At 64.0% G+C, this 21,216-nt stretch carries 18 protein-coding genes, 1 tRNA gene and 1 pseudogene; 9 read left to right on the top strand and 11 right to left on the bottom strand.

Annotation, left to right across the window (positions count from 1 at the left end):
* Positions 1-6: 6 nt before the first annotated feature.
* From AC1D11_RS11140 to AC1D11_RS11125, 4 genes are read right to left on the bottom strand one after another with little or no spacing between them, the layout of a single operon-like run.
* Positions 7-1,272 carry a M20 family metallopeptidase gene (locus AC1D11_RS11140; RefSeq protein WP_477647816.1) on the bottom strand — a complete coding sequence of 422 codons (1,266 nt, stop codon included), beginning with the start codon at positions 1,270-1,272 and terminating at the stop codon, positions 7-9.
* Positions 1,269-3,044, bottom strand: a complete 1,776-nt coding sequence (gene uraD / locus AC1D11_RS11135) for a 2-oxo-4-hydroxy-4-carboxy-5-ureidoimidazoline decarboxylase (protein ID WP_477647817.1) — start codon at positions 3,042-3,044, stop codon at positions 1,269-1,271. Before uraD ends, AC1D11_RS11140 begins: the two co-directional genes overlap by 4 nt.
* Before the next feature lie 2 nt (positions 3,045-3,046).
* Positions 3,047-3,982, bottom strand: coding sequence for an allantoinase PuuE (gene puuE, locus AC1D11_RS11130; protein WP_477647818.1), 936 nt, complete (start codon positions 3,980-3,982; stop codon positions 3,047-3,049).
* Entirely contained in the window at positions 3,979-4,644 is a 666-nt protein-coding gene (locus tag AC1D11_RS11125; RefSeq protein WP_477647819.1) for a GntR family transcriptional regulator, read from the bottom strand. Before AC1D11_RS11125 ends, puuE begins: the two co-directional genes overlap by 4 nt.
* Before the next feature lie 196 nt (positions 4,645-4,840).
* On the opposite strand from AC1D11_RS11125, the gene uraH reads away from it, so the two are divergent.
* Positions 4,841-5,194 (top strand): hydroxyisourate hydrolase, encoded by a 354-nt coding sequence (uraH, locus tag AC1D11_RS11120; RefSeq protein ID WP_477647820.1) that lies wholly within the window; start codon positions 4,841-4,843, stop codon positions 5,192-5,194.
* A gap of 82 nt (positions 5,195-5,276) precedes the next feature.
* Positions 5,277-6,326: a tripartite tricarboxylate transporter substrate binding protein gene (locus AC1D11_RS11115; RefSeq protein WP_477647821.1), complete on the top strand. Its 1,050-nt coding sequence runs from the start codon at positions 5,277-5,279 to the stop codon at positions 6,324-6,326.
* A 155-nt stretch (positions 6,327-6,481) separates the two neighbouring features.
* On the opposite strand, the gene AC1D11_RS11110 is transcribed toward AC1D11_RS11115, so the two are convergent.
* Positions 6,482-6,994: a hypothetical protein gene (locus tag AC1D11_RS11110; RefSeq protein WP_477647822.1), complete on the bottom strand. Its 513-nt coding sequence runs from the start codon at positions 6,992-6,994 to the stop codon at positions 6,482-6,484.
* A gap of 170 nt (positions 6,995-7,164) precedes the next feature.
* Here AC1D11_RS11110 and xdhC point away from each other — a divergent pair, with 170 nt between their 5' ends.
* Both xdhC and AC1D11_RS11100 read left to right on the top strand, forming a co-directional pair.
* Positions 7,165-8,028 (top strand): xanthine dehydrogenase accessory protein XdhC, encoded by an 864-nt coding sequence (gene xdhC / locus AC1D11_RS11105; RefSeq protein WP_477647823.1) that lies wholly within the window; start codon positions 7,165-7,167, stop codon positions 8,026-8,028.
* A 143-nt stretch (positions 8,029-8,171) separates the two neighbouring features.
* A complete protein-coding gene (locus tag AC1D11_RS11100) occupies positions 8,172-9,401 on the top strand; it encodes a urate hydroxylase PuuD (RefSeq protein WP_477647824.1) in 1,230 nt (409 codons plus the stop codon).
* Between the two features lie 21 nt (positions 9,402-9,422).
* Here AC1D11_RS11100 and AC1D11_RS11095 read toward each other — a convergent pair whose 3' ends face one another.
* The gene (locus AC1D11_RS11095) at positions 9,423-10,358 is read right to left on the bottom strand and encodes a LysR family transcriptional regulator (protein WP_477647825.1); all 936 of its coding nucleotides are present in this window, start codon (positions 10,356-10,358) and stop codon (positions 9,423-9,425) included.
* 101 nt (positions 10,359-10,459) lie between these two features.
* Between AC1D11_RS11095 and AC1D11_RS11090 the strand changes: the two genes are divergently transcribed.
* The gene (locus AC1D11_RS11090; protein ID WP_477647826.1) at positions 10,460-11,548 is read left to right on the top strand and encodes a tartrate dehydrogenase; all 1,089 of its coding nucleotides are present in this window, start codon (positions 10,460-10,462) and stop codon (positions 11,546-11,548) included.
* Between the two features lie 79 nt (positions 11,549-11,627).
* Entirely contained in the window at positions 11,628-12,608 is a 981-nt protein-coding gene (locus AC1D11_RS11085) for a tripartite tricarboxylate transporter substrate binding protein (RefSeq protein WP_477647827.1), read from the top strand.
* Positions 12,609-12,633: 25 nt separating this feature from the next.
* On the opposite strand, the gene AC1D11_RS11080 is transcribed toward AC1D11_RS11085, so the two are convergent.
* The gene (locus AC1D11_RS11080; RefSeq protein WP_477647828.1) at positions 12,634-12,969 is read right to left on the bottom strand and encodes a DMT family transporter; all 336 of its coding nucleotides are present in this window, start codon (positions 12,967-12,969) and stop codon (positions 12,634-12,636) included.
* A 127-nt stretch (positions 12,970-13,096) separates the two neighbouring features.
* Here AC1D11_RS11080 and AC1D11_RS11075 point away from each other — a divergent pair, with 127 nt between their 5' ends.
* Complete coding sequence (locus tag AC1D11_RS11075) at positions 13,097-14,455, top strand: glycerate kinase type-2 family protein (protein WP_477651028.1); 1,359 nt, start codon at positions 13,097-13,099, stop codon at positions 14,453-14,455.
* 65 nt (positions 14,456-14,520) lie between these two features.
* Here AC1D11_RS11075 and AC1D11_RS11070 read toward each other — a convergent pair whose 3' ends face one another.
* From AC1D11_RS11070 to AC1D11_RS11060, 3 genes are all read right to left on the bottom strand, one after another.
* Entirely contained in the window at positions 14,521-16,038 is a 1,518-nt protein-coding gene (locus AC1D11_RS11070; protein WP_477647830.1) for an amidase, read from the bottom strand.
* A 203-nt stretch (positions 16,039-16,241) separates the two neighbouring features.
* Complete coding sequence (locus tag AC1D11_RS11065) at positions 16,242-17,240, bottom strand: Bug family tripartite tricarboxylate transporter substrate binding protein (RefSeq protein ID WP_477647831.1); 999 nt, start codon at positions 17,238-17,240, stop codon at positions 16,242-16,244.
* A gap of 84 nt (positions 17,241-17,324) precedes the next feature.
* Positions 17,325-18,458 carry an NAD(P)/FAD-dependent oxidoreductase gene (locus AC1D11_RS11060; protein ID WP_477647832.1) on the bottom strand — a complete coding sequence of 378 codons (1,134 nt, stop codon included), beginning with the start codon at positions 18,456-18,458 and terminating at the stop codon, positions 17,325-17,327.
* Positions 18,459-18,534: 76 nt separating this feature from the next.
* Between AC1D11_RS11060 and AC1D11_RS11055 the strand changes: the two genes are divergently transcribed.
* Positions 18,535-19,146: a helix-turn-helix domain-containing protein gene (locus AC1D11_RS11055; RefSeq protein ID WP_477647833.1), complete on the top strand. Its 612-nt coding sequence runs from the start codon at positions 18,535-18,537 to the stop codon at positions 19,144-19,146.
* A gap of 103 nt (positions 19,147-19,249) precedes the next feature.
* Here AC1D11_RS11055 and rtcR read toward each other — a convergent pair.
* Positions 19,250-20,761: pseudogene (gene rtcR, locus AC1D11_RS11050) on the bottom strand (RNA repair transcriptional activator RtcR); the annotation flags it as partial.
* 370 nt (positions 20,762-21,131) lie between these two features.
* Between rtcR and AC1D11_RS11045 the strand changes: the two are divergent.
* Positions 21,132-21,204 (top strand) — tRNA-Ile (locus AC1D11_RS11045).
* Positions 21,205-21,216 lie beyond the last annotated feature (12 nt).

Raw genomic sequence — 21,216 nt, 5'->3', positions numbered from 1 at the left:
CTGCCATCAGCCCGGGCCGGGTAGCAGCAGATCGAGTAGCGTCCGCGCAATCACCTTGGTGGCGCGGCGCAGGTCTTCGAGGTCCAGGCGTTCGTCGGCCCGCTTGGCATGGGACTCCAGCACCGTGCGTGGGCCGGCGCCATAGATCACGCCGGGAATGCCGGCCTCGGCGTACAGCCGCACGTCGGTGTACAGCGGCGTGCCCATGGCCGGAATGGCCTGGCCGAAGAGCGCCTCGCCGTGCTTCTGGATGGCGTCGACCAATGGCTTGTTGCCTGGCAGCGGCCGCATCGAATTGGCCAGCAGCAGGCGCTTGATGTCGACCGAGATGCCCTTGTAGCCAGCAGCCGCGTCGGCGATCACTTTTCGGATATTGGCCTCGACCTCGGCAGGGTTCTCTTCGGGGATCATGCGGCGGTCCAGCTTGAACATCACCTTGCCGGGCACGACGTTGGTGTTGGTGCCGCCTTCGATGCGGCCCACGTTGAGGTAAGGGTGCTGGATGCCCTCGACCTTTGACGTCACCTGCTGGTAGAGCGCGTTCTGCGCATAGAGCGCATTGAGGATGTGCACCGCGCCCTGCAAGGCGTCGATGCCGGTGTCGGGAATGGCGGCGTGCGCCATTTTGCCGTGCACCGTGACTTCCATCTGCAGGCAACCGTTGTGCGCGGTGACGACTTCGTATGAGAAACCCGCCGCGATCAGCAGGTCGGGTTTTGTCAGGCCCTTTTTGAGCAGCCAGCCCGGGCCCATTTCGCCGCCGAACTCTTCGTCGTAGGTGAAGTGCAGTTCGATGGCGCCCTTGAGCGGCGCGCCCAGCGACTCCAGCGCGCGTACCGCAAAGGTGAAGCTGGCGAAATCACACTTGCTGACGGCCGATGCGCGGCCATAAATCTTGCCGCCTTCAATCTCGCCGCCATAGGGATCTTTGGTCCAGCCTTCGCCGGGCGGCACCACGTCGCCGTGGGCGTTCAGGGCAATGGTTTTGCCTTCGCCTTCTCCTTCGCCGCTACCTCCGTACTTGCGGCGCACGATCAGGTTGGTGATGGACTCCATGCCGTAGCCGCGCACTTCGGCTTCGGGCACGGGGTGTTTCTCAGCGTCAAAACCGAAGGCCTTGATGAGTTCAGCCGTGCGCTCGGCATGCGGCGCGTTGTTGCCCGGCGGTGTGTCGGTGGGCACGCGTATGAGCTGCTGGAGGAAAGTGGTTTCCTCGTCGAAATGGGCATCGATCCAGCTGTCGAGCCGGGCGTAATCTGTAGTGAGGGTCATTGCTTTTCAGAAGAAAGATGGGTGAGCAGATGCGCCAGGGCCTGGATCGCAAGGTCGATGTCGTCGCTGGTGGTGCTTTCCAGCGGGTTGTGGCTGATGCCGGAGTTCTGGCCCCGCACAAAAAGCATGGCCTGCGGCATCACCTTGTGCAGTTTCATCGCGTCGTGGCCGGCGCCGCTGGGCATGCGGTACAGAGGCACGCCCAGGCTTTGCACAGCGGCTTCCCAGCGCTGTTGCCAGACAGGTGCGCTGGGTGCAGCGGCGGCGCGCTCGGTCAATTCGGTCGCGAAGTGCACACCGCGGCGCTCGCAAATGCTTTTGAGTTCGGCCAGCACGTCGGCCACCAGCGCGTCACGCTGTGCATCGATGGGCGCGCGCAGGTCGAGCGAAAAGAGGCAGCGCCCCGGCACCACGTTGATGGAGCCGCTGGGTACCTGTAGCATGCCGACGGTCCCGACAGAGTCACCGTCTTGCGCTGCGCGCCGCTCCACGTACAGCAGCAGTTCAGCTGTGGCCGCGGCAGCGTCACGGCGGCGGGTCATGGGCGTGGTGCCGGCATGGCTGGCCATGCCGGTGATCTCGCACAGGTAGCGCACATTGCCGTTGATGGAGGTGACGATGCCCAGCGGCAGGTCGAGCTCGTTGAGGACCGGGCCTTGCTCGATGTGCACCTCGATAAAGCCGAGGTAGTTGTTCGCGTCACGTTTGATCTGCGTGATGTCTTCGGGCTTGAGGCCAGCGTTGTGCATGGCCTCGCGCATGGTGATGCCGTCAGCGTCTTTCTGGTCCAGCCACTCGGGCTTGAAGTCGCCGATCAGCGCGCCTGAACCCAAAAAGGTGGCTTTGTAGCGCTGGCCTTCTTCTTCGGCAAAGCCGACCACCTCAAAGTTGAAGGGCAGGCGCTTGCCCTGGCGGTGCAGCTCGCGCACGCAGGCCATGGGCACAAAAATGCCGAGCCGGCCGTCGTATTTGCCGCCGTTGCGCACGGTGTCGTAGTGGCTGCCGGTCAGCAGGGTCTTGGCGTTGGGGGTGGCGGCCTTGTAGATCCCCACCACGTTGCCTACTGCGTCGATCTTCACCTCGTCAAAGCCGCACTCTCGCATGGTGCTGCTGATGAAGGCCGCGCAGGCACGGTGCGCATCGGTGAGGTAGGTCACCGTGAGCTGGCCCTTTTCAAGGTAGCCCGGGTCGCTGTACTGCGACATCGTTTCCTGCCAGTCCCACACGTCGTTGCCCAGCGCGGGCGTGGCGGCGAACTTGTCGTTGAGCCGTAGCTCCACCACGCGGTGGATATTGCGCAGGTTTTCCTGCAGCTCAAAGTCAGGGTGGCTCTGCAGGCGGCGTGTGAAGGTCTCAATGATCTGTTGCTTGCTGAGGCCGTCACCGCGCGGGCCGCGCACCGCCAGGATGAAAGGAAAGCCGAACTTCGCGTTGTAGTCGGCATTGAGCTTTTGCAGGGTGGCGAACTCTTCGGGCGTGCAGTCGGTGAGGCCGGCCTTGCCTTGCTCGTTGGTCGATTCCGCCGTCAGGCTTTTGCTGACCATGGCTTTGCCGGCCAGTTCGGGGTGGGCCTGGATGAGCTTGACCTGCACGTCCTTGCCGGCCTCGCGCAGTACTTGCGCCATGGTGTGCTTCAGGTGGGGGAGGGACTGGAAAGGGCGGGCGTCCAGCGCCTTTTCGGCAATCCAGGGGGAATGCTCATAGAGGCCGTCGAGCAGTTGCAGCGCTTCTGCGCGCGGTACGGCATTGACTTGTTCAAGCGTGATGGCCATGTTCAGCTTTCCTGCCGGGGCATGTAGGGATGGTTGGCCTGCCAGTGCCGCGCAATATCGATGCGGCGGCAGACCCAGACACGCTCATGCTTTTGCACGTGGTCAAGAAAACGCTGCAGCGCCACAATGCGGCCTGGCCGGCCCAGCAGGCGGCAATGCATGCCGATGCTCAGCATCTTGGGCGACGCACTGCCTTCGGCATACAGCGCGTCAAAGCTGTCGCGCAGGTAGATGAAAAAATCGTCGGCCTGCGAGAAGCCTTGCGGCAGGGCAAAGCGCATGTCGTTGGTGTCCAGCGTGTAGGGCACCACCAGGCGCGGCACGACCTGGCCGTCGGTACGCTTTACCTCGGTCCAGAAAGGCAGGTCGTCGCCGTAGTAGTCGCTGTCGTATTCGAGCCGGCCGTCATCGGCCACCAGCCGGCGCGTGTTGGGACTGTCGCGGCCGGTGTACCAGCCCAGCGGGCGTGTGCCGGTGAGCTTTTCAATCGCGTCCAGGCCCAGGCGCATGTGTTCGCGCTCGGTGGCTTCGTCAATCTGCTGGTAGTTGATCCAGCGCCAGCCGTGGCAGGCGATCTCGTGGCCGAGTTCAGTGAAGGCCGCGGCGACTTCGGGGTGGCGCTGCAGCGCCATGCCCACGCCGAAAACGGTGAGTGGCAGCTTGCGTTTTTCAAACTCGCGCAGGATGCGCCATACGCCTACGCGTGAGCCGTATTCGTAGATGCCTTCCATGCTCAGGTGCCGGTCGGAAAAGCTGGGTGGATTGGCCATCTCGGACAAAAACTGTTCGGAGCCGGCGTCGCCGTGCAGCACCGAGTTTTCGCCGCCTTCTTCGTAATTGAGGACGAACTGCACGGCGATGCGTGCCCGCCCCGGCCAGTTGGCTTGTGGCGGGTTGCGGCCGTAGCCGATCAGGTCTCTAGGGTAGCCAGTGTTCATGACAGTGCCATTGAAATATCGTTGGTAGGCACCTTGCGGTCGAAGGCGAGGTTTTCCTCGACGTGCAGCAGGTGTTCGTTCATGAGGCGTACGGCCAGGGCTTCGTCTTTGGCAGCCAGCGCCCTGACGATTTCGGCGTGCTCGTCGTTGGAGTGTTCGGCGGCGGTGGCGGTCTGGTACATCAGGGTGATGAGGGCGCAACGCGAGGTCAGCTCGCCAAGCATCTGCGCCAATACCTCGTTGCCCATGAGCTCGGCCATGCGCACATGAAAGTCGCCCAACAACTCGGTCCTGCTGGACACGTCCCCGAGGTCGACCGCCGACTTTTCCCGAGCGACGTGTTCTTTCAGCGCCTTGATTTTGGCGGGGGTGACTTCGCGCACAAAGGCCCGTGTCATTTCAGCTTCGAGCATGCGGCGCACGGCAAACACCTGGCGCGCTTCCATCACGGACGGTGCCGCCACGAAAGCACCGCGCGCCGGCTCCAGGCGGATCAGGCGGTTTTGCGAGAGCTGGAACAATGCCTGCCGCACCAGCGTGCGCGAGACGCCGAAATGGTCGGCCAGTTTTTGCTCGGCCAGCTTGGTGCCCGGGTGCAGCCTGTGCTCCACAATGGCCTTGGTCAGGGCTTCGACGATGGTGTGCGTGGTTGACGATTCCATCAGTCGATAATAGCCGGAATGCCGAAAAGTGTATACACTTTTGGTAAACCAGATCAAACAAGAGCTGCTCAAAAACCCAGCGAAGCGGTCCTGGCTAGGCGCGTCGCCGTAGACAGTGCTATCAGCACGGCAAGGCGGCGCAACAACGCCAGGAGGGTTTTTTGAGCAGCTCCCTCAACTACTACCAAGGAATACCATGGGCTTGAGCACACATGTACTGGACACCATGCACGGCACGCCGGCAGGCGGCATGAAGGCGTCGCTCTACACCACGCATGCGGGTCAGGCGACGCTGGTGAAGCACTTCGTTCTCAATGGAGATGGGCGCAATCCCGATGGGCCGCTCTATGACAGCGCCAGCCTGAAGGCCGGCACTTACCGTCTGGTGTTCGAGGTGGCGGCTTACTTCAAGGCGCGCGGCGTGAAACTGCCTGAGCCCGCTTTCCTGGACGAGGTGACGCTGGACTTCGGTGTGGCTGATCCGGACCTGCATTACCACGTGCCCCTGCTGGTCAGCCCCTGGAGTTATTCCACCTACCGCGGTAGCTGAGCGGCGGCAAGCCAGACCTTGTCATGGCGCCGTCATCCGGGGCGGCGACAATCAGCGGTTTGTGCAACTTTCTTCCTCCTCCATGAATGTCAAGCCAATGACCCTGAGCCGCCGCCAGGCCCTGCTGCTGTCCGCAGGCACCGCCGCCAGCCTCGTGGCTCCAGCCGTATTGGCACAAGGCCCTTCAGCGGGTTCTGCCGGCTCACCGGCCTCGGCCGCATCCGTTCCCGCCGGCATCTATCCTGAGCGCGCCGTCAAGATCGTCGTGCCTTTTGCCCCCGGCGCCGGCACCGACGCCATGGCGCGGCTGATTGCGCAAAAACTCGGCGAAACCATGAATGCCTCCTTTGTGGTGGACAACCGTGCGGGCGCTTCGGGCGCCATCGGCACGCAGTACGTGGCGCAGTCCCCGGCCGACGGCTACACGCTGCTGCTGGTGGCTTCACCCTTCACCACGGTGGCGGCCTCCCTGCCCAGCGCCAATTACGACCCGCTGCGCCAGTTCACGCCGGTGGGCATGATCGCCAGCGGACCGCTGGTCTGGGCTGCCAACACCAAGCTGCCGGCGAACACCATGAAAGAGCTGGTCACGCTGGCACGGCAAAAGCCCGGGGCGCTGAATTACGGCTCGGCCGGGGCGGGCGGTGTCAACCACCTCGTGCTTGAGTTGCTGAAGGCCCGTACCGGTACTTTCATCACGCACATTCCTTACCGCGGTGTGGCGCCCGCCACGATGGACATGATCGGCGGCCAGATCCAGCTGATCACGGGCACCATCCCGGCCCTGCTGCCTTTCATCAAAAACGGCAGCATCAAGCCTTTGGCCGTAACGAGTGCCAAACGCTCAAGTGCCTTGCCCGACGTGCCCAGCATGACGGAAGCCGGCCTGGCAGGCATTGATGTGGTCAACTACTTTGCGTTGATGGCCCCCACCGGCACACCGCCCGCCATCGTCAACGCACTGAACGCTGCCATCAACAAGGTCGTGGCTTTGCCCGAGGTGGTGGCGCGGTTCAAGGCCGACGCCGTGGAAGCCGCACCCGGCTCGCCCGCATTGCTCGGCCACTTCATAGAAGCCGACTACCGCGCCTGGCGCAACGTAGTCAAAACCCAGAACCTCAAAATAGAGTGAGGGCTTGACCCTAGCAGGGGTAGCGGCTCAGGGTCTGGCGATGCGAAGCGAGCCGACCAAAGGTCAGCATGAGCCGCGGGACTGGCTTCGCCAGACCGCAGGCGGGCGGCCCCCTCGGGGGGCAGGGAGCTACACGAAGTGAGCGACCGTGGGGGCTAGTCCTGTCCCTCAGTAAGGGTGTCGAGCTGGAATTTCCCGCTCTTGTGCCAAAGCCAGGTGTCGGTGTAGACCACCTTGCCCATGCGCGTAGGCGCCGGGAAGGGAGACGCCTGCTGGATGGTGCGCTCGATCTCCGCCATCACTTCGGGTGCATGGCGTGGTGCGCGCATCCAGTCCAGGCGGGTGACGCGGCCGACCCTGTCGATTTCCACATTCAGCACACCCACGGCATACAGCAGCGGTGGCATGCGGCCCTTGTAGATACGGTCGGAGTTGAGGCCGTAGATGTGCGTGGCGCCGTCTTCCCGATAGGCGCGCGGCGTGGTCGCCCCCGAGCTTCTGGCCGAACCTTGCGGGCCGGCAATCGGCCCGATCACTGGAGAGGGATCAGGGGCTTTGGGTGTGGCGGGTGCAGGTTCCGGCGCGGTCTTGCAGGCGCTGACCACGGCGGCAGCTGCTGCTGAAAGCAGGGCCACCAGCCAGAAGCGGCGCGGTGTGGAGTCGGACATGTCTTGTCTCATCGTGCTTGCCTTTGCCGGCTTTTTGAGCGGCCGGCTCATTGAATTCTGTGTATACCTGCTATCACGCCCCGTAGCTGCCAGGGGCCAAGGTGGTGCTAAGGTGGCGTTCAAGGCATTTTGCCCAATATTTTGTCCACCCACCTGTCAAGTCGTCACCAATGGTTTCCAGTGTCTCCAGTCTGCAACTTGAAGACTTCCTGGCCCGCCTGGCCTCGGCGCCGGCGGTGCTGGTGGAGGTGGCAGAGGCGCAGGGCTCGGTGCCGCGCGAGGCGGGAACCTGGATGGCCGTCTTTCCCGATGCGCTGGTGGGCACGATAGGAGGGGGCCACCTGGAATACGACGCCATCGCCAGGGCGCGTGCGCTGCTTGCGGGTGACGCCGCCGGGCGTCAGGCGGCAACGCTGCGCGTAGCGCTGGGCCCGTCGCTGGGCCAGTGCTGCGGCGGCGTGGTGGCGTTGCGCTTTGAATGCGTCAGCGCGAGCGACACATCAGCGCTGGCCTTGCGGCTGGGCCTGGCCGAGTTGACGCCGGTGGCGCTGTTCGGCGGCGGCCACGTCGGCCATGCGCTGGTGCGGGTGCTTGCTCCCTTGCCGTTTTCACTCTGCTGGATAGACAGCCGCGACGGGGTGTTTCCTGCCAGCGTACCGCCGCGCGTGGTGGCCGAACATTCCGATCCCGTACAAGCCGCCGTGCCTGGCCTGGCGCCGCAGTCCCGCGTGCTCATCATGAGCTTCAGCCATGCGGAAGACCTGGACATCGTGGCCGCCTGCCTGCTGCGCCAGCGCGAGAAATCCGATTTACCCTACATCGGCTTGATCGGCAGCAAAACCAAATGGGCGGCCTTTCGCCACCGGCTGGAGGCCAGGGGCTTTACGCCGGCTGAGCTGGCGCATGTCACCAGCCCCATCGGCGTGCCTGGCATCGCTGGCAAGGAGCCCGAAGTGATTGCCGTCGCCGTCGCGGCGCAGCTCTTGCAGACGGTGAATCCGATCCGGGAGGAGGCCGCGAAGGCTTTGCGCTAGGCGCCAAAGCCGATAAACTCGGATCATCAGGTCGCAGCGGAGCCGGGAAAGCAGGTGGCAATCCATAAGCTTTCTTTTGTTCGTGACCCGTTTTCTGCTTACAGCGCCCGCAGTGGTGAGCAGCCTTGCACAAGTTGAGCGCTATGGAAAACTACCTTCTCGACTGGGCCAACCTGCTGCTGCGCTGGGTCCATGTCATCACCGCCATCGCCTGGGTTGGCTCTTCGTTTTATTTTGTCTTTCTCGACAGCAGCCTCACGCCGCCCGAGGACGAAGACCTCAAAAAGCAGGGCGTGAGCGGCGAGCTCTGGGCGGTGCACGGCGGCGGTTTTTACCATCCTGTCAAATTCGCCGTCAAGCCGCCGCAGTTGCCGGCCCACCTGCACTGGTTTTACTGGGAAAGCTACAGCACCTGGCTGTCGGGCTTTGCGCTTTTCACGATCTCTTATTTGTGGAACGCCGGCACCTACCTCGTCGACAAGTCGCTGATAAACTGGTCGCCCGGCGCGGCCGGTGCGGTGGCGCTGTCCTTCTTTGCAATTTTCTGGATGCTGTACGACGGCATCTGCCAGATTTTCGGAAAACGGAAAAACGGCGACGCCATCGTCGGCGCGCTGGTGGCAGTGCTGGTGTGCGCTGCCTCCTGGCTGGCCTGCCACTGGTTTGCCGGGCGCGCGGCCTTTTTGCTGGTAGGCGCCATGATGGCCACCGCCATGAGCGCCAATGTGTTCTTCTGGATCATCCCCGGCCAGCGCAAGGTCGTGGCCGCCATCAAGGCCGGCGAGCCGGTCGATGCGGTGCACGGCCAGCGCGGCAAACAGCGCAGCGTGCACAACACCTACTTCACGCTGCCGGTGCTCTTCGCCATGCTCAGCAACCACTACAGCTTCACCTGGAGCCATCCGCAAAACTGGCTGGTGCTGATCCTGATGATGCTGGCCGGCGCCGCCATACGCCAGTTTTTTGTGCTGCGCCACGGCTACAAGCTGGGCCGCAACCGGCACCCGTTGCCGTATGCGCTGGTGGGCGTGGCTGTCATCGCTGCGGTGATCGTCTGGATGAAACCTCCCGTCGCTGTGGGTGCTATCAATTCAGTAGCTGGTGGCGCACAACCAGTGGGCGCCGCAGGCCAAAACAGCTTTCAACAAGTGCAGGCCATCGTGGCCCAGCGCTGCTACCTGTGCCACGGTGCGCAGGTGCAGATGAAAAACGTCCGGCTTGATTCGCCTGAGGCATTGGCGCGTCACGCGACGCAGGTCTACCAGCAGGCGGTGGTCACGCGGCTGATGCCCATGAACAATGCCACGGGCATCACGGAGGCTGAGCGGCAGGTGATCAGGCAGTGGTTTGATGCGGGCGCCAAAACCGAATAAGTCGGGCAAGCCGGGCAAGCCTTACCAGTTGCCCGCCAGTCCCGCGGCGCGCGTGGACGGCTTGCTGAAATGCTGGGCCAGGAAATCCACAAAAGCCCTGATCCGCACCGAATGCTGGTGCCGGGCCGGGTACACCGCATGGATGTCGGCTGCCGGTGTGCGGTAGTTCTCCAGCACCTGCACCAGCCGGCCGCTGCGCAGGTATTTGGCGATGTCCCATTCGGCGCGCATCAAAATGCCGTGGCCGTCGAGTGCCCAGTTCACCGCAATCTCGCCGTCGCTGGTGCTGAGGTTGCCGTGCACCTTGATGGCCTGCGTGTGCTTGCCGGAAGCCAGGCGCCACATGCCGTAGGCCTCGTCACCCTGGCGTATGCCGATGCAGTTGTGCTGCGCCAGGTCGTGCGGCACCCTGGGCGTGCCGTGGCGGGCCAGATAGGCCGGTGAGGCGCAGAGCAGGCGGCGATTCGGTGCGATCAACCGCGCGATCACGCGAGCGTCCGGCGGTTCACCGAAACGGACACAAACATCGAAGGCGTCTTCAGTCAGGGGCGGCGGGTTGACCGTGAGCTGCAACTGCACTTCTACTTCGGGATGGGCTTTCACGAACCGCGAGATCAGCGGCGCCACATGGTTGCGGCCGAAGCCTATGGTGGCGTTCACGCGCAGCAGGCCCTTGGGCTCCGCCACGGCGCTGGACACCTGCTGCTCCATGTCGTCAATGTCGGCGAGGATGCGGCGCGCGTGCGTAAGGTAAATCTCGCCTTCCTGTGTGAGGCTGGCGCGCCGTGTGGTGCGGCTCAGCAACTGCACCCCCAGCCTGGCCTCCATCTGCGCGAGCCGCTTGCTGATGGCTGCTGTGCTGACGCCGAGCTCGCGAGCCGTGGCCGACAGGCTGCCGTAGCGCGCCAGCAGGCTAAAAAAAGCCATCTCCGAGGGGGCTGTGTTGACTGGATTCATTCGTAACCTGTGGTTAACAGTAATCTTACTTTAGGGGGTTTTATTGTCTGTGCCAACCGCTACAGTGAACAGATCACAACCGAGAAAACTGAGGAACCAACATGAAGACCTACAAGATCGCCTGCATCCCCGGCGACGGCATCGGCAAGGAAGTCATACCGGCCGGCCAGCAGGTGCTGCAGGCACTGGCCGCGGCACAAAAGAATTTCGCTTTCAGCTTCAGTGCTTTCGATTGGGGCGGTGACTACTTCCGCCTGCACGGCATGATGATGCCGGAGGATGGCCTGGACGCGCTGCGCGACAAGGACGCCATCCTGTTCGGCTCGGCCGGCGACCCGCACATCCCCGACCACATCACGCTCTGGGGCTTGCGCCTCAAAATCTGCCAGGGCTTTGACCAGTACGCCAATGTGCGGCCCACGCGCATCCTGCCCGGCATCGACGCGCCGCTCAAGCGCTGCACACCGGAGCAGCTCAATTGGGTGATCGTGCGCGAGAACTCCGAAGGCGAGTATTCAGGTGTGGGCGGGCGCGCCCACCAGGGCCACCCGATCGAAGTGGCCACCGATGTGTCGATGATGACCCGCGCCGGCGTCGAGCGCATCATGCGCTTTGCCTTCAGGCTGGCACAGTCGCGCCCGCGCAAGCTGCTGACGGTGGTCACCAAGTCCAACGCCCAGCGCCATGCCATGGTGATGTGGGACGAGATTGCGCTGCAGATCAGCCGGGAATTTCCGGACGTGACCTGGGACAAGGAACTGGTCGACGCCTGCACCGCGCGCATGGTCAACCGCCCCGCATCGCTCGATACCGTGGTCGCCACCAACCTGCATGCCGACATCCTGAGCGACCTGGCGGCCGCGCTGGCCGGCAGCCTGGGCATTGCACCGACCGGCAACATCGACCCCGAGCGCCGCTATCCGAGCATGTTTGAGCCGATTCACGGCTCGGCCTTTGACATCATGGGAAAAGGCCTGGCGAATCCTGTTGGCACTTTCTGGAGTTGTGTCATGCTGCTGGAGCACCTGGGCGAAACGGGTGCGGCCGCGGTGCTGATGGCGGCGATTGAAAAGGCGACCGCCAGCGCTGCGCTGCACACGCGCGACCTGGGGGGCAGCGCTACGACGGCGCAGGTCACCGAGGCCGTCTGTGCAGAGGTCGGCAGGCAGCGGCAACTGCAGGCCGCTTGAATTTTTCGGTGAATGCCGGTGCAATCACGCCAGGGGTGCCGGCGAGCTTTCCGCTTCAGAAACATTCAGGAGACACACCATGAAAGTTGAAGTGAAAAAGTGGATGGGCATTTTCTGCATGGCCGCGATGCCCGTCGCCATCGCGCAGCCCGCTGTGCCCGCAGCGAGTGTGGTGTGCCCCGACAGGAACGTGCTGTACTGGCAGGCCTTTCCACCGGGTGGTGAGTCGGACCTGTCGGCGCGCCACCAGCAGGTCGTGCTCAAGAAAAAATGCCCGGCCGTCGACACCATCATCCAGTACAAGGCGGGCGCCGGCGGCGGCCTGATGTGGGGCCAGATGAACAGCCTGCCGGGCGACGGCCTCAATGTGGTGGGCATCAACCTGCCGCACATCGTGTTCCAGCCTATCGAGGGCGAGGTGCAGTACAAAACTGCCGACATCGTGCCGGTGTTCTGGTTTCACTACACCCCCGACGTGCTGGTGGTGCCCGAGAAAAGCCCGATCAAAACGTTTGCAGACTTCATCGCCGCAGCCAAAAAAGACCCCGGCAAGCTGAACCTGGGCGGCTCGGGGCTGAACTCCGCCAACCATGCGGCGCATGAGCGGCTCAACGCGGCTTTCGGTGTCAAGAGCACCTATGTGCCCTACAAGGGTACGGGCGACATGTCGATGGCCGTGATCGGCTCGCAGGTCGACGGTGCGATGACCTACACGCCGTTTGCCATCGGCAACAAGGGCAGGGTGCGCCCGCTGGCAGTCGCCATGGAAAAGCGCCACCCGATGATGCCCGACGTGCCCACCTTCAGGGAACTCGGCGTGGACTGGGTTGACGGCGCCTACCGCGGCATTGGCGTGCCCAAATCCACCCCGCCGGAAGCGCGCAGGCGCTTGTCCGACATGTGGGCCGTGCTGAACAACGACCCGGAGATGAAGGAACTCGCCGCCAAAAACGGTTTTGAACTCGTCAACGTGGGCCTGGACCAGATGGACGGCTTCATGAAGGAGCGCATCCGTATCTACACCGAAGGTGCGAAGCGCCTGGGCCTGGGGAAAAAGTAGCTCCCGGGGCAGCAGGACCGGGGCCTCAGTGAAGGCTGGTGGTGCTGGAAAGAAGGTTCAACACCACCACGCCGGCAATGATGAGCGCCATGCCCACCATGCCCCAGAGGTCAATTTTCTGCTGGTGAACGAAGAAGCTGGTGATGCTGATCAGCACAATGCCCAGGCCTGACCAGATTGCGTAGGTCACGCCGGTGGGGATGGACTTCATCGTCACCGTGAGGAGATACAGCGCGGTGCCATAACCCGCAATGCTGATCAGCGAAGGCACCAGGCGCGTGAAACTGTCGCTGGACTTGAGCGCTGTGGTGGCGATGACTTCGGCAACGATGGCAATGCCCAGGGCCAGGTAGGCGTTCATGGTGATTCTGCTTGGGTGGTGATGGGACATTCTAGGCAGCCCTGCCGGGGCGCCGCCACGCAAATCCCCCAGCCGTGCCGGGTTACTGCCCGGTTACCACGGCACAATCCGGGGTGGAGACATTTCAATGACTGCAGCCAAGACACCTACCCCCGGCACGCCCATCCCGGACGCCGCCACCCAGCCGCGCCAGTTCCTCGAGCACCTGTACGCCGCCGCCGTTGCGCGCGCGCTGCCGCTTGAGAACACCGCACGCTACCTGCCCAAACCGCCCACGCCTGAAAGCGGCGGCCGCACCATCGTGATCGGTGCGGGCAAGGCCGGCGGTTCCATGGCGCAGGCGGTGGAGGCGCTGTGGCCCGCTGACGCACCGCTTGAAGGCCTGGTCGTGACCCGCTACCACCACATTCCGCCGCGCCCCGAGGGACTGAAGCAGCGCATCGAGATTGTCGAAGCCGCGCACCCGGTGCCGGACGCGGCAGGGCTGGAAGCTGCACAGCGCATCCTGGCCATGGTGCAGGGCCTCACTGAAAACGACCTGGTGCTGTGCCTGATCTCGGGTGGAGGCTCGGCGTTGCTGACCTTGCCGGCAGAAGGCCTGACGCTGGAAGACAAGCAGCGCATCAACAAGGCGCTGCTCAACAGCGGCGCCAATATTTCCGAGATGAACTGCGTGCGCAAACATCTCTCGCGCATCAAGGGCGGCCGCCTGGCCGCAGCCTGCGCGCCGGCGCGTGTGGTGACACTGACCATCAGCGACGTGCCGGGAGACGACCCGTCTATCATCGCCAGCGGTCCGACGGTGCCCGACGCCACCAGTTGCGCCGAGGCGGTGGCCATCCTGCAGCGCTACGGCATTGAAGTGCCCGGCGCCATCATGAGCCTGTTGGAACAAGGCGCACTCGAAACCCCCAAGCCGGGCGATGCGGTCTTCAAAGGCCATGAGGTGCACATGATTGCCACGCCGCAGCAAAGCCTGGAGGCCGCCGCCGCGGTAGCGCGCGCAGCCGGCCTGCAAGCGTACATCCTGAGCGACGAGATGGAAGGTGAATCCCGCGAGGTCGGCAAGGTGCATGCGGCGCTGGCACGTGCCGTGGCGCTCAAGGGCCAGCCCTTCAGCAAGCCCTGCGTGATCCTGAGCGGCGGGGAAACCACAGTGACCGTCCGCAAGCAAGCGGAAGGCACGCCGCGCGGCCGGGGAGGCCGTGCCGGCGAATTCTGCATGGGCCTGGCCCTGGCGCTGCAGGGCCAGCCGGGTGTGTATGCGCTGGCAGCAGACACCGACGGCATTGATGGCGTGGAGGACAACGCCGGCGCTTATGTAGCGCCCGACACACTGCAGTGCGCACTGGCCAAAGGCATGAAGCTGGACCAGTACCTGGACCGCAACGACGCCTACGGCTACTTCGAGCCGCTGGGTGGCCTGGTCATTCCCGGGCCCACACACACCAATGTCAATGACTTCCGGGTGCTATTGATTTTGTAGCTGCTCGCGCAGGTTCTGCCTGCGCTGCGGGCCTGTTTTATATATAAACCAGGCGAAAGAAAGCCTCACACGGCCGTCAAACCACCCGTGCCGGGCGCCGCGCTGATTTCGGGCGGATGCGTGACGATGGATTTGAGTTCCGGCCGCGCCGTCTGCAAAGTTTGCAAATCGGGTTGCGGCCTGCGCAAGGTATCGCTGGCTTCAAAGACCTGTTCCAGCGCCTGGCATGCGGCCAGCAGTTGCGCATCGGCGTGCAGCCGTCCAATCACCTGCAGCCCGAAAGGCATGCCATGTTCGTCTTTACCGCAGGGCAGCGCGAGCGCCGGGTTGGTGGCCAGTGTCACCACATAGGTCAGACCCAGCCAGTGGTAGTAGTTGCGCATGGCCTGGCCGTCGATGTTGGCGGCATACAGCTCTGTCCAGGGGAAGGGCGTGACCGGCGTGACGGGCGCCAGGATGATGTCGTACTGCTCGAAAGCTTTGGCAAAGCGGCGCGAAATGCGTGTTTGCTCCAGGTGCGCCCAGGCGCGGTCCGCCAGCGTGATGGCAGCCGCGATTTCCATGTTGGCGCGCACATTCGGGCCCAGCGTTTCGGGCGCGTTGCGGTAGGTGTCGGCGAATGCTGCCACAAAACTTTCTGCGCGCAGCGTGTCAAAGGCACGGTCGGCATCGCCCAGCTCAAGGTCTATCGGCTCGCAGCTTGCCACCAGCGGCCGGACAGCTTCCACGCGCTGGCGGAACACGCGCCGGATTTCCGGGTCCACGATGCACATGCCAAAGTCTTCCGTGGTGCCCACACGCAAGGTGGACAGGTCCACCTGCTTCAGGGGCCAGAACGTGGAGGTATCCACCGGGTAGGAAAGCGGGTCGCGTGCGTTCGCGCCTACGCTGGCGGCAAACAGCAGCGCGGTATCGGCCACGTTGCGCCCCATGGGTCCGAGTACGGAGATGACAGACCAGCCCAGCGGCCGGGCGTCGTTGGCCACCAGCCCGGGCGAAGGCCGCAGGCCGACCACGCCGCAGAGCGAAGCCGGAATACGCAGCGAGCCGCCGGTGTCGGAGCCGGTGCAGATCGGCAGCATGCCGGCTGCCAGCGCCGCCGCCGAGCCGCCGGAAGAACCGCCCGCGTTGAGCGTGGGGTTGAACGGGTTGCCCGTCGCGCCCCACACCGGGTTGCGTGAGTTGGCGCCGGCGCCCATGTCGGGCACATTGGTCTTGGCCGTGACGATGGCGCCGGCCGCGCGCAGTTTGGCCACCAGCGCGTTGTCTTTGGCCGGCACGTTGCCGCGAAGTCCTATGTTGCCGTAGGTGGTGAGCAGGCCCGCGGTGTCCTGCAGATCCTTCACCCCCAGCGGCAGTCCATGCAAAGGGCCCAGCGGTGCGCCGCGCATCACTTGCGCTTCGGCTTCGCGTGCCCCCTCTCTCGCGCGCGTGAAGTCGGTCGCGCAGATTGCGTTAATGGCGGGGTTGAGGCGTTCGATGCGGTCTATGCAGGCGTCCATCAGCTCCACCGGCGATACCTCGCGGCTGGCGATCAGGCTGCGGAGTTCGACGGCGGAGATGTCTGGGAGAGTGGAGTGCATATCAATGCCTTGTGTCAAAGGAAATGGTCATGTTCCGCCGCCGGGCCGCCCCAAGGCGGAACGCGCCCCCTCGGGGGGCAGCGAAGCACACGAAGTGGCGAGCGGGGGGGCCAGGTTTCGCCGCCGGGCCGCCCCAAGGCGGAACGCGCCCCCTCGGGGGGCAGCGAAGCACACGAAGTGTGCGAGCGTGGGGGCCGTCATGACTAGTCGGTTTTTATTTGAGAGCGTTCGGCCAGTGCCTTCATGCGCGCGATCTCGGCCGTGACCATGCCGGACCAGTCGGGAACCGCGGTATAGCCGGGCTCGAAACCAGCCGCCTTGAGTTTGTCCAGGGTTTCGGTGCTGGCCATCACCGTGGCCAGGGCCTTTTCCAGCCGCGCCTTGACGGGCGCCGGCAGGCCCTTGGGCGCCACGACGGCCAGCCAGGCGTTCATGTCGACGGCCGGGTAGCCGGCCTCGGCCATGGTCGGCACGTTCGGCAGCAGGGACGAGCGCTTGTTCATGGCCACGGCCAGCACGCGGATCTTGCCGGACTTGAGTTGCTGCGATGCGGCGACCACGGTGTCGAACGACACCGGGATTTGGCCGCCGATCAGATCGGTCATCAGGGGGCCGGAGCCTTTGTAGGGCACGTGCGTCATCTTCAGGCCCGTGGCCGTATTGAACATCGCGCCAGCGAAGTTGGAACTGGTGCCATTGCCGAAGCTGCCGTACAGGTATTTGTCCGGATTGGCCTTGGCCGTCGCGACGAACTGGTGCACGTCGGTGGCCGTGACCGACGGGTTCACCAGCATGGCGAGCGCCACCGAGCCCACCATGCCTATCGCGTCAAAGCCCTTGACCGGGTCATAAGACAGCTTGGGTTGCAGCGCCGGGTTCAGCGTGAAGGTGGAGTTGGAGCTCACGAGCAGGGTATAGCCGTCGGGCTTGGCGTTGGCCACTGCGGCTGCGCCTATGGCGGTGCCGGCGCCCGGCTTGTTCTCGACCACCACGGGCTGGCTCAACTGGTCACCCAGGGCCTTGCCCAGGATGCGCGCCAGCACGTCGGCCGCACCGCCGGCAGGGAAAGGCGCAACCAGCGTGACGGGCCGCTCAGGAAAATCGGCGGCATAGGCGGGTCCAACCATGGCGGCAAGCCCGCAGGAAAAGAAGGCGCTGGCGATCAGCGTGCGGCGCATTGCTTTAAAGGACATGTGTTGCATGGTAGGCCTCGTTGAAGATTGGATCAATCGGAAGTGGGGATGCGGGGATGTGGGGCGGGGCGATTCTGAAAAGCGGCTCCAGGATTAACGCAACCGGGCAGGTGACAGCCTGGAGGCTTCAACGCCTTGCAGGGCCAATTCTTCAGGCAGCACCGCCTGGCGGATCAGCGCATCGGCCAGCGCACTGGCACCTGCCGCGCTCTGGATGCCGTAGCCGCCCTGCGCCGCGAGCCAGAAAAAGCCGGGGCAGGCGTCGTCATGGCCTATCACCATTTCCCCGTCGGGCACAAAAGAGCGCAGGCCGGCCCATGTGCTGGAAGGGCGGCGGATCGTCAGTGTCGAAACACTTTCGATCTGGTGAATACCCATGGCAATGTCCAGCTCTTCAGGAACCACGTCGTGCGGAACCGTCGGATCCGCATTGGCGGGTGAGCCCAGCAACTGCCCGGCATCGGGCTTGAAGTAATAGCTTTCGTCCACACCCACCACGGCGGGCCAGTGTGAGGCGTCCATGCCCTCGGGCGCCTTGAAGGTAAAGGCGCTGCGCCGGTGCGGCACCAGGCCGATGGGCTGCGCGCCAAACATGGCGGCCAGCTCGTCAGCCCAGGCGCCTGCGGCATTCACCACGGTTTTGGCGCGCAGCGTCTCGCCGTCGCTGAATTGGAGGGTCCAGCGCTGTCCGTCATGCGTGGCCTGTGTCAGTGTGGCGGCGGTTCGCAGCTCTCCGTCGGCACCTGCCTTCTGGCGAAAGCCGCGCAGAAAGCCTTGATGCAGTGCATGCACATCCATGTCCTGCGCGCCTGCGTCGTACAGCGCGCCGTGCACCACATCGGGCCGCAGGCAGGGCACATGGGCCAGCGTGGTGCCGGCGTCCAGCGTCACCAGGCCGGGGCAGCTTGCGGACAGTTCCTGGCGGGTGTGCGCCAGTTCTTCTTCCTGGCCGTGCGTGGCAAGGTAAAGCACGCCCCGGGGCTGTATCAGCGCCGGGGGAAACCCTTCCGGCGGCCGTTCGTAAAACCCGCGACTGGCACGCGTCAGCGCCCGCACCATGGGCGGGCCGTAGGTTTCCATGAACATGGCCGCCGACCGGCCGGTGGAGTGAAACCCCGGCTGGGATTCACGTTCGACGAGCGCAACGCTGCGTTGCCCGGCCAGGCGCCAGGCCAAAGATGCGCCCGCAATGCCGGCGCCGAAGATCAGGATGTCAAATTCTCTCATTTGAGAATTCTCACATGCGAGAATCGTGCCTGTCCAGCCCATTTACCTGATTTGGCCCCAACAAAGGGAAAACACCATGCCTGCACGCCCCGCCCGCAACCCTGCCGCCCCCCCCGAGGCGGACCGGGTGCGGCTCGGCCTGAGCCTGCGCGGGCACCGCAAGGCACGGCGGCTGACGCTCAAGGACCTGTCCGGCCGTTCCGGCGTCGCGCTGTCCACGCTGTCCAAGATGGAGCTGGGCCAGATTTCGGTCAGCTATGAAAAGCTGGCCGCAGTGGCGCGGGCGCTGTCGCTGGACGTGGGGCAGCTGCTGGACGCGCGAGCCGCGGCGCCGGTCCCCGGCGCTGCAAAGCCGGTGGTGGTCTGGTCCGAAGCAGGCGGTGCGCCGGCCTACAGCTCGGGCAACTATGACTACGGTGCCCTGGCCGCCGGCTTTCCGGGCAAGCGCATGACGCCGATGCACGGCCGCATTGTGGCGCGCAGCCGCAGCCAGTTCCCCGACTTCATCCGCCACGCAGGGCAGGAGTTCGTGATCGTGCTGTCGGGCCGCGTGCGCATCGAGTTCGAGACCGGCGAAATCATCGAAGTGGGGCGCCATGAGTCGGCCTATTTCGACAGCGGCGTGGGCCACATCTACCTTTCGCTGGGCCGCAGCGATGCGCAGGTGCTGGTGGTGATGAGCGAATAGGGCCGCGTGGCCTTGTATCTTGGGGTTGTGCCCAGGTTCAGGTCGACAGCTTCTCCCAGGTCAGGTCAAATTTCAGCAGATATTTGCGCAGCCTGTCCGCATCGTTCACCACGCTGCGCTGGGTGCGCGATACATTGAAGAGCGCCCGCCCGGCGTCGCTGAGGGAGGCGCTTTTGCGGCAGACCCCAATCACGGCTTGAAGCTGTAGCTGTTCAAAATAATCAAGTGCGTCCGCGGCGCCTCCCATTAATTCGGCGAGTGAGGCAGCGCCGCCGCTGGCTTCCTGTTCTGTGGCCTGCCACTGCCAGCGTAGCCGCGCGATCTCGGCCTCTACCAGGCTTGCGCCGATGCGGCCGTTGTCGCCCAGCGTGGCAAGGCGGGTGATGGATGCGCTCAAGTCGCGAAAATTGCCGGCCCAGATGGCCTCGCCCGATTGTGCAAATCGCAGGTAGGCGGTGCGGGCTTCGGCGGTCATGCGGGTTTTTCTGCCCAGATCTTCGGATGCGAGCATGAGCTGGTGGTCCATGTTGGGCTCGATGTCCTCCCGGCGCTGGCTGAGGCCGGGCAGGGTGTAAGTCCACAGATTGATACGCGCAAAAAGGTCCTCGCGGAAGCGCCCGCGGGCGACTTCCAGACGCAAGTCCTTGTTGGTGCCGGCGATCAGCTGGAAGCTGCTTTCGACTTCTTTGTCGGCGCCTACGGGCAGGAAGCGCTTTTCTTCCACGGCCTTGAGCAGCATGGCCTGCTCGTCCAGGCCCAGCTCGCCGATCTCGTCGAGAAACAGCACGCCCTTGTCGGCGGTGCGCAGCAGGCCGGGACGGTCATTGGCCGCCCCGGTGAACGCCCCTTTCTTGTGGCCGAACAGCGTGGAGCCCGCACCGTCGCCGTGCAGCGTCGCGCAGTTCACGTCGACAAAGCTGCCGCTGACCTGGTGGCGCGACTTTTTGAGCTCAAAAATCCGCCGCGCCAGCATCGACTTGCCCGCGCCGGTCGGTCCGGTCAGCAGGATGGGCGCCTTGCTCTGGACGGCGATGTGTTCGATTTCCTCGATCAACTTGTTGAAGCGGGGATTGCGTGTGGCGATGCCGCTTTTGAGGAAGGACACTGCATCTTGCTGCGCCACCGCAAGCCGCGTGTTGATCGCGTCATACCGCGAGAGGTCCAGGTCAATCAGTTCATAGCTGCCCACGCCCTGGCCTTGCCGGCCCCTGGGCGGCGCCGTCTGCAACAGAACGCCGGGAATGAAGCGCGCCTCGACCAGCAGGAACAGGCAGATCTGCGCCACATGGGTGCCGGTGGTGATGTGCGCCCAGTACTCTTCACGCTCGGTGTCGAAAGCGTAGGCACGCATCCAGTCATACAGCGCGCCATAGACCTCGCCGAAATCCCAGGGGTTGGCCAGGTTCATCTCGACCAGGCGAACCTCGGTGCCGGGCGAGAGCTGAACCACGTCGTCACGCACCCGTTCGGCCAGTGCCTTGTTGCGCACGTCGTGCATCAGCTCCAGCCGGTCGACGATCAGGTCTTCATGCTGTGCGATCGACACCGTCGGCCGCCATTTCTCCCAACGCGAAGCACTCAGGCCCGAATCCAGTTGGGTACCCAGGAAACCCATCACCACTTTCTTCTTCATATTTCTAATGTACTAGCTTTAAAGCTAAATACCGAGAAATATCAGGTAGTTAAATTGGACTGCCCAGTGGCTTTGATGGAAAAAATAATCAATGAAATCAACAATCTTTAAAGGGAATCGAAAGATCCTCGAAACCTGGCACGGCACCTGCACTAAAGAAGGTGTCAGATGAGAAAGTTGTTCGCTCACAAGCAGGGGTTTCCGGGAAACCGGGCCCCGCTGGTGCAGGAAGCCCGGGTTGCCCTGGGTCTCCTGTATGCCGCGGCAACGGATGCGCTGGCACCAAGGCATGTGGTCAAGGGGCGGCTCAGGTAGAGGAGCCGCCCCGTCAGGTTCGATTCCTGATGCCATTGTTCTGTAGCTCAGATGGTTAGAGCATCGTGCTAATCACACGACTGTCGCGGGTTCGATTCCCGCCGAACGCTGACTTAAAAAAT

This window comes from Polaromonas sp. P1_E11 (genome assembly GCF_056405995.1).
This window is presented reverse-complemented; position numbering and strand designations above follow the sequence as displayed.

Coding starts and splice junctions, on each gene's coding strand:
- puuE (WP_477647818.1), bottom strand. CDS start 3,982: ATGAACACTGGCTACCCTAGAGACCTGATCGGCTACGGCCGCAACCCG.
- AC1D11_RS11125 (WP_477647819.1), bottom strand. CDS start 4,644: ATGGAATCGTCAACCACGCACACCATCGTCGAAGCCCTGACCAAGGCC.
- AC1D11_RS11085 (WP_477647827.1), top strand. CDS start 11,628: ATGAAAGTTGAAGTGAAAAAGTGGATGGGCATTTTCTGCATGGCCGCG.
- AC1D11_RS11115 (WP_477647821.1), top strand. CDS start 5,277: ATGAATGTCAAGCCAATGACCCTGAGCCGCCGCCAGGCCCTGCTGCTG.
- AC1D11_RS11060 (WP_477647832.1), bottom strand. CDS start 18,458: ATGAGAGAATTTGACATCCTGATCTTCGGCGCCGGCATTGCGGGCGCA.
- AC1D11_RS11070 (WP_477647830.1), bottom strand. CDS start 16,038: ATGCACTCCACTCTCCCAGACATCTCCGCCGTCGAACTCCGCAGCCTG.
- uraD (WP_477647817.1), bottom strand. CDS start 3,044: ATGGCCATCACGCTTGAACAAGTCAATGCCGTACCGCGCGCAGAAGCG.
- AC1D11_RS11110 (WP_477647822.1), bottom strand. CDS start 6,994: ATGTCCGACTCCACACCGCGCCGCTTCTGGCTGGTGGCCCTGCTTTCA.
- AC1D11_RS11090 (WP_477647826.1), top strand. CDS start 10,460: ATGAAGACCTACAAGATCGCCTGCATCCCCGGCGACGGCATCGGCAAG.
- AC1D11_RS11075 (WP_477651028.1), top strand. CDS start 13,097: ATGACTGCAGCCAAGACACCTACCCCCGGCACGCCCATCCCGGACGCC.
- AC1D11_RS11065 (WP_477647831.1), bottom strand. CDS start 17,240: ATGCAACACATGTCCTTTAAAGCAATGCGCCGCACGCTGATCGCCAGC.
- AC1D11_RS11100 (WP_477647824.1), top strand. CDS start 8,172: ATGGAAAACTACCTTCTCGACTGGGCCAACCTGCTGCTGCGCTGGGTC.
- AC1D11_RS11140 (WP_477647816.1), bottom strand. CDS start 1,272: ATGACCCTCACTACAGATTACGCCCGGCTCGACAGCTGGATCGATGCC.
- AC1D11_RS11095 (WP_477647825.1), bottom strand. CDS start 10,358: ATGAATCCAGTCAACACAGCCCCCTCGGAGATGGCTTTTTTTAGCCTG.
- xdhC (WP_477647823.1), top strand. CDS start 7,165: ATGGTTTCCAGTGTCTCCAGTCTGCAACTTGAAGACTTCCTGGCCCGC.
- uraH (WP_477647820.1), top strand. CDS start 4,841: ATGGGCTTGAGCACACATGTACTGGACACCATGCACGGCACGCCGGCA.
- AC1D11_RS11080 (WP_477647828.1), bottom strand. CDS start 12,969: ATGAACGCCTACCTGGCCCTGGGCATTGCCATCGTTGCCGAAGTCATC.
- AC1D11_RS11055 (WP_477647833.1), top strand. CDS start 18,535: ATGCCTGCACGCCCCGCCCGCAACCCTGCCGCCCCCCCCGAGGCGGAC.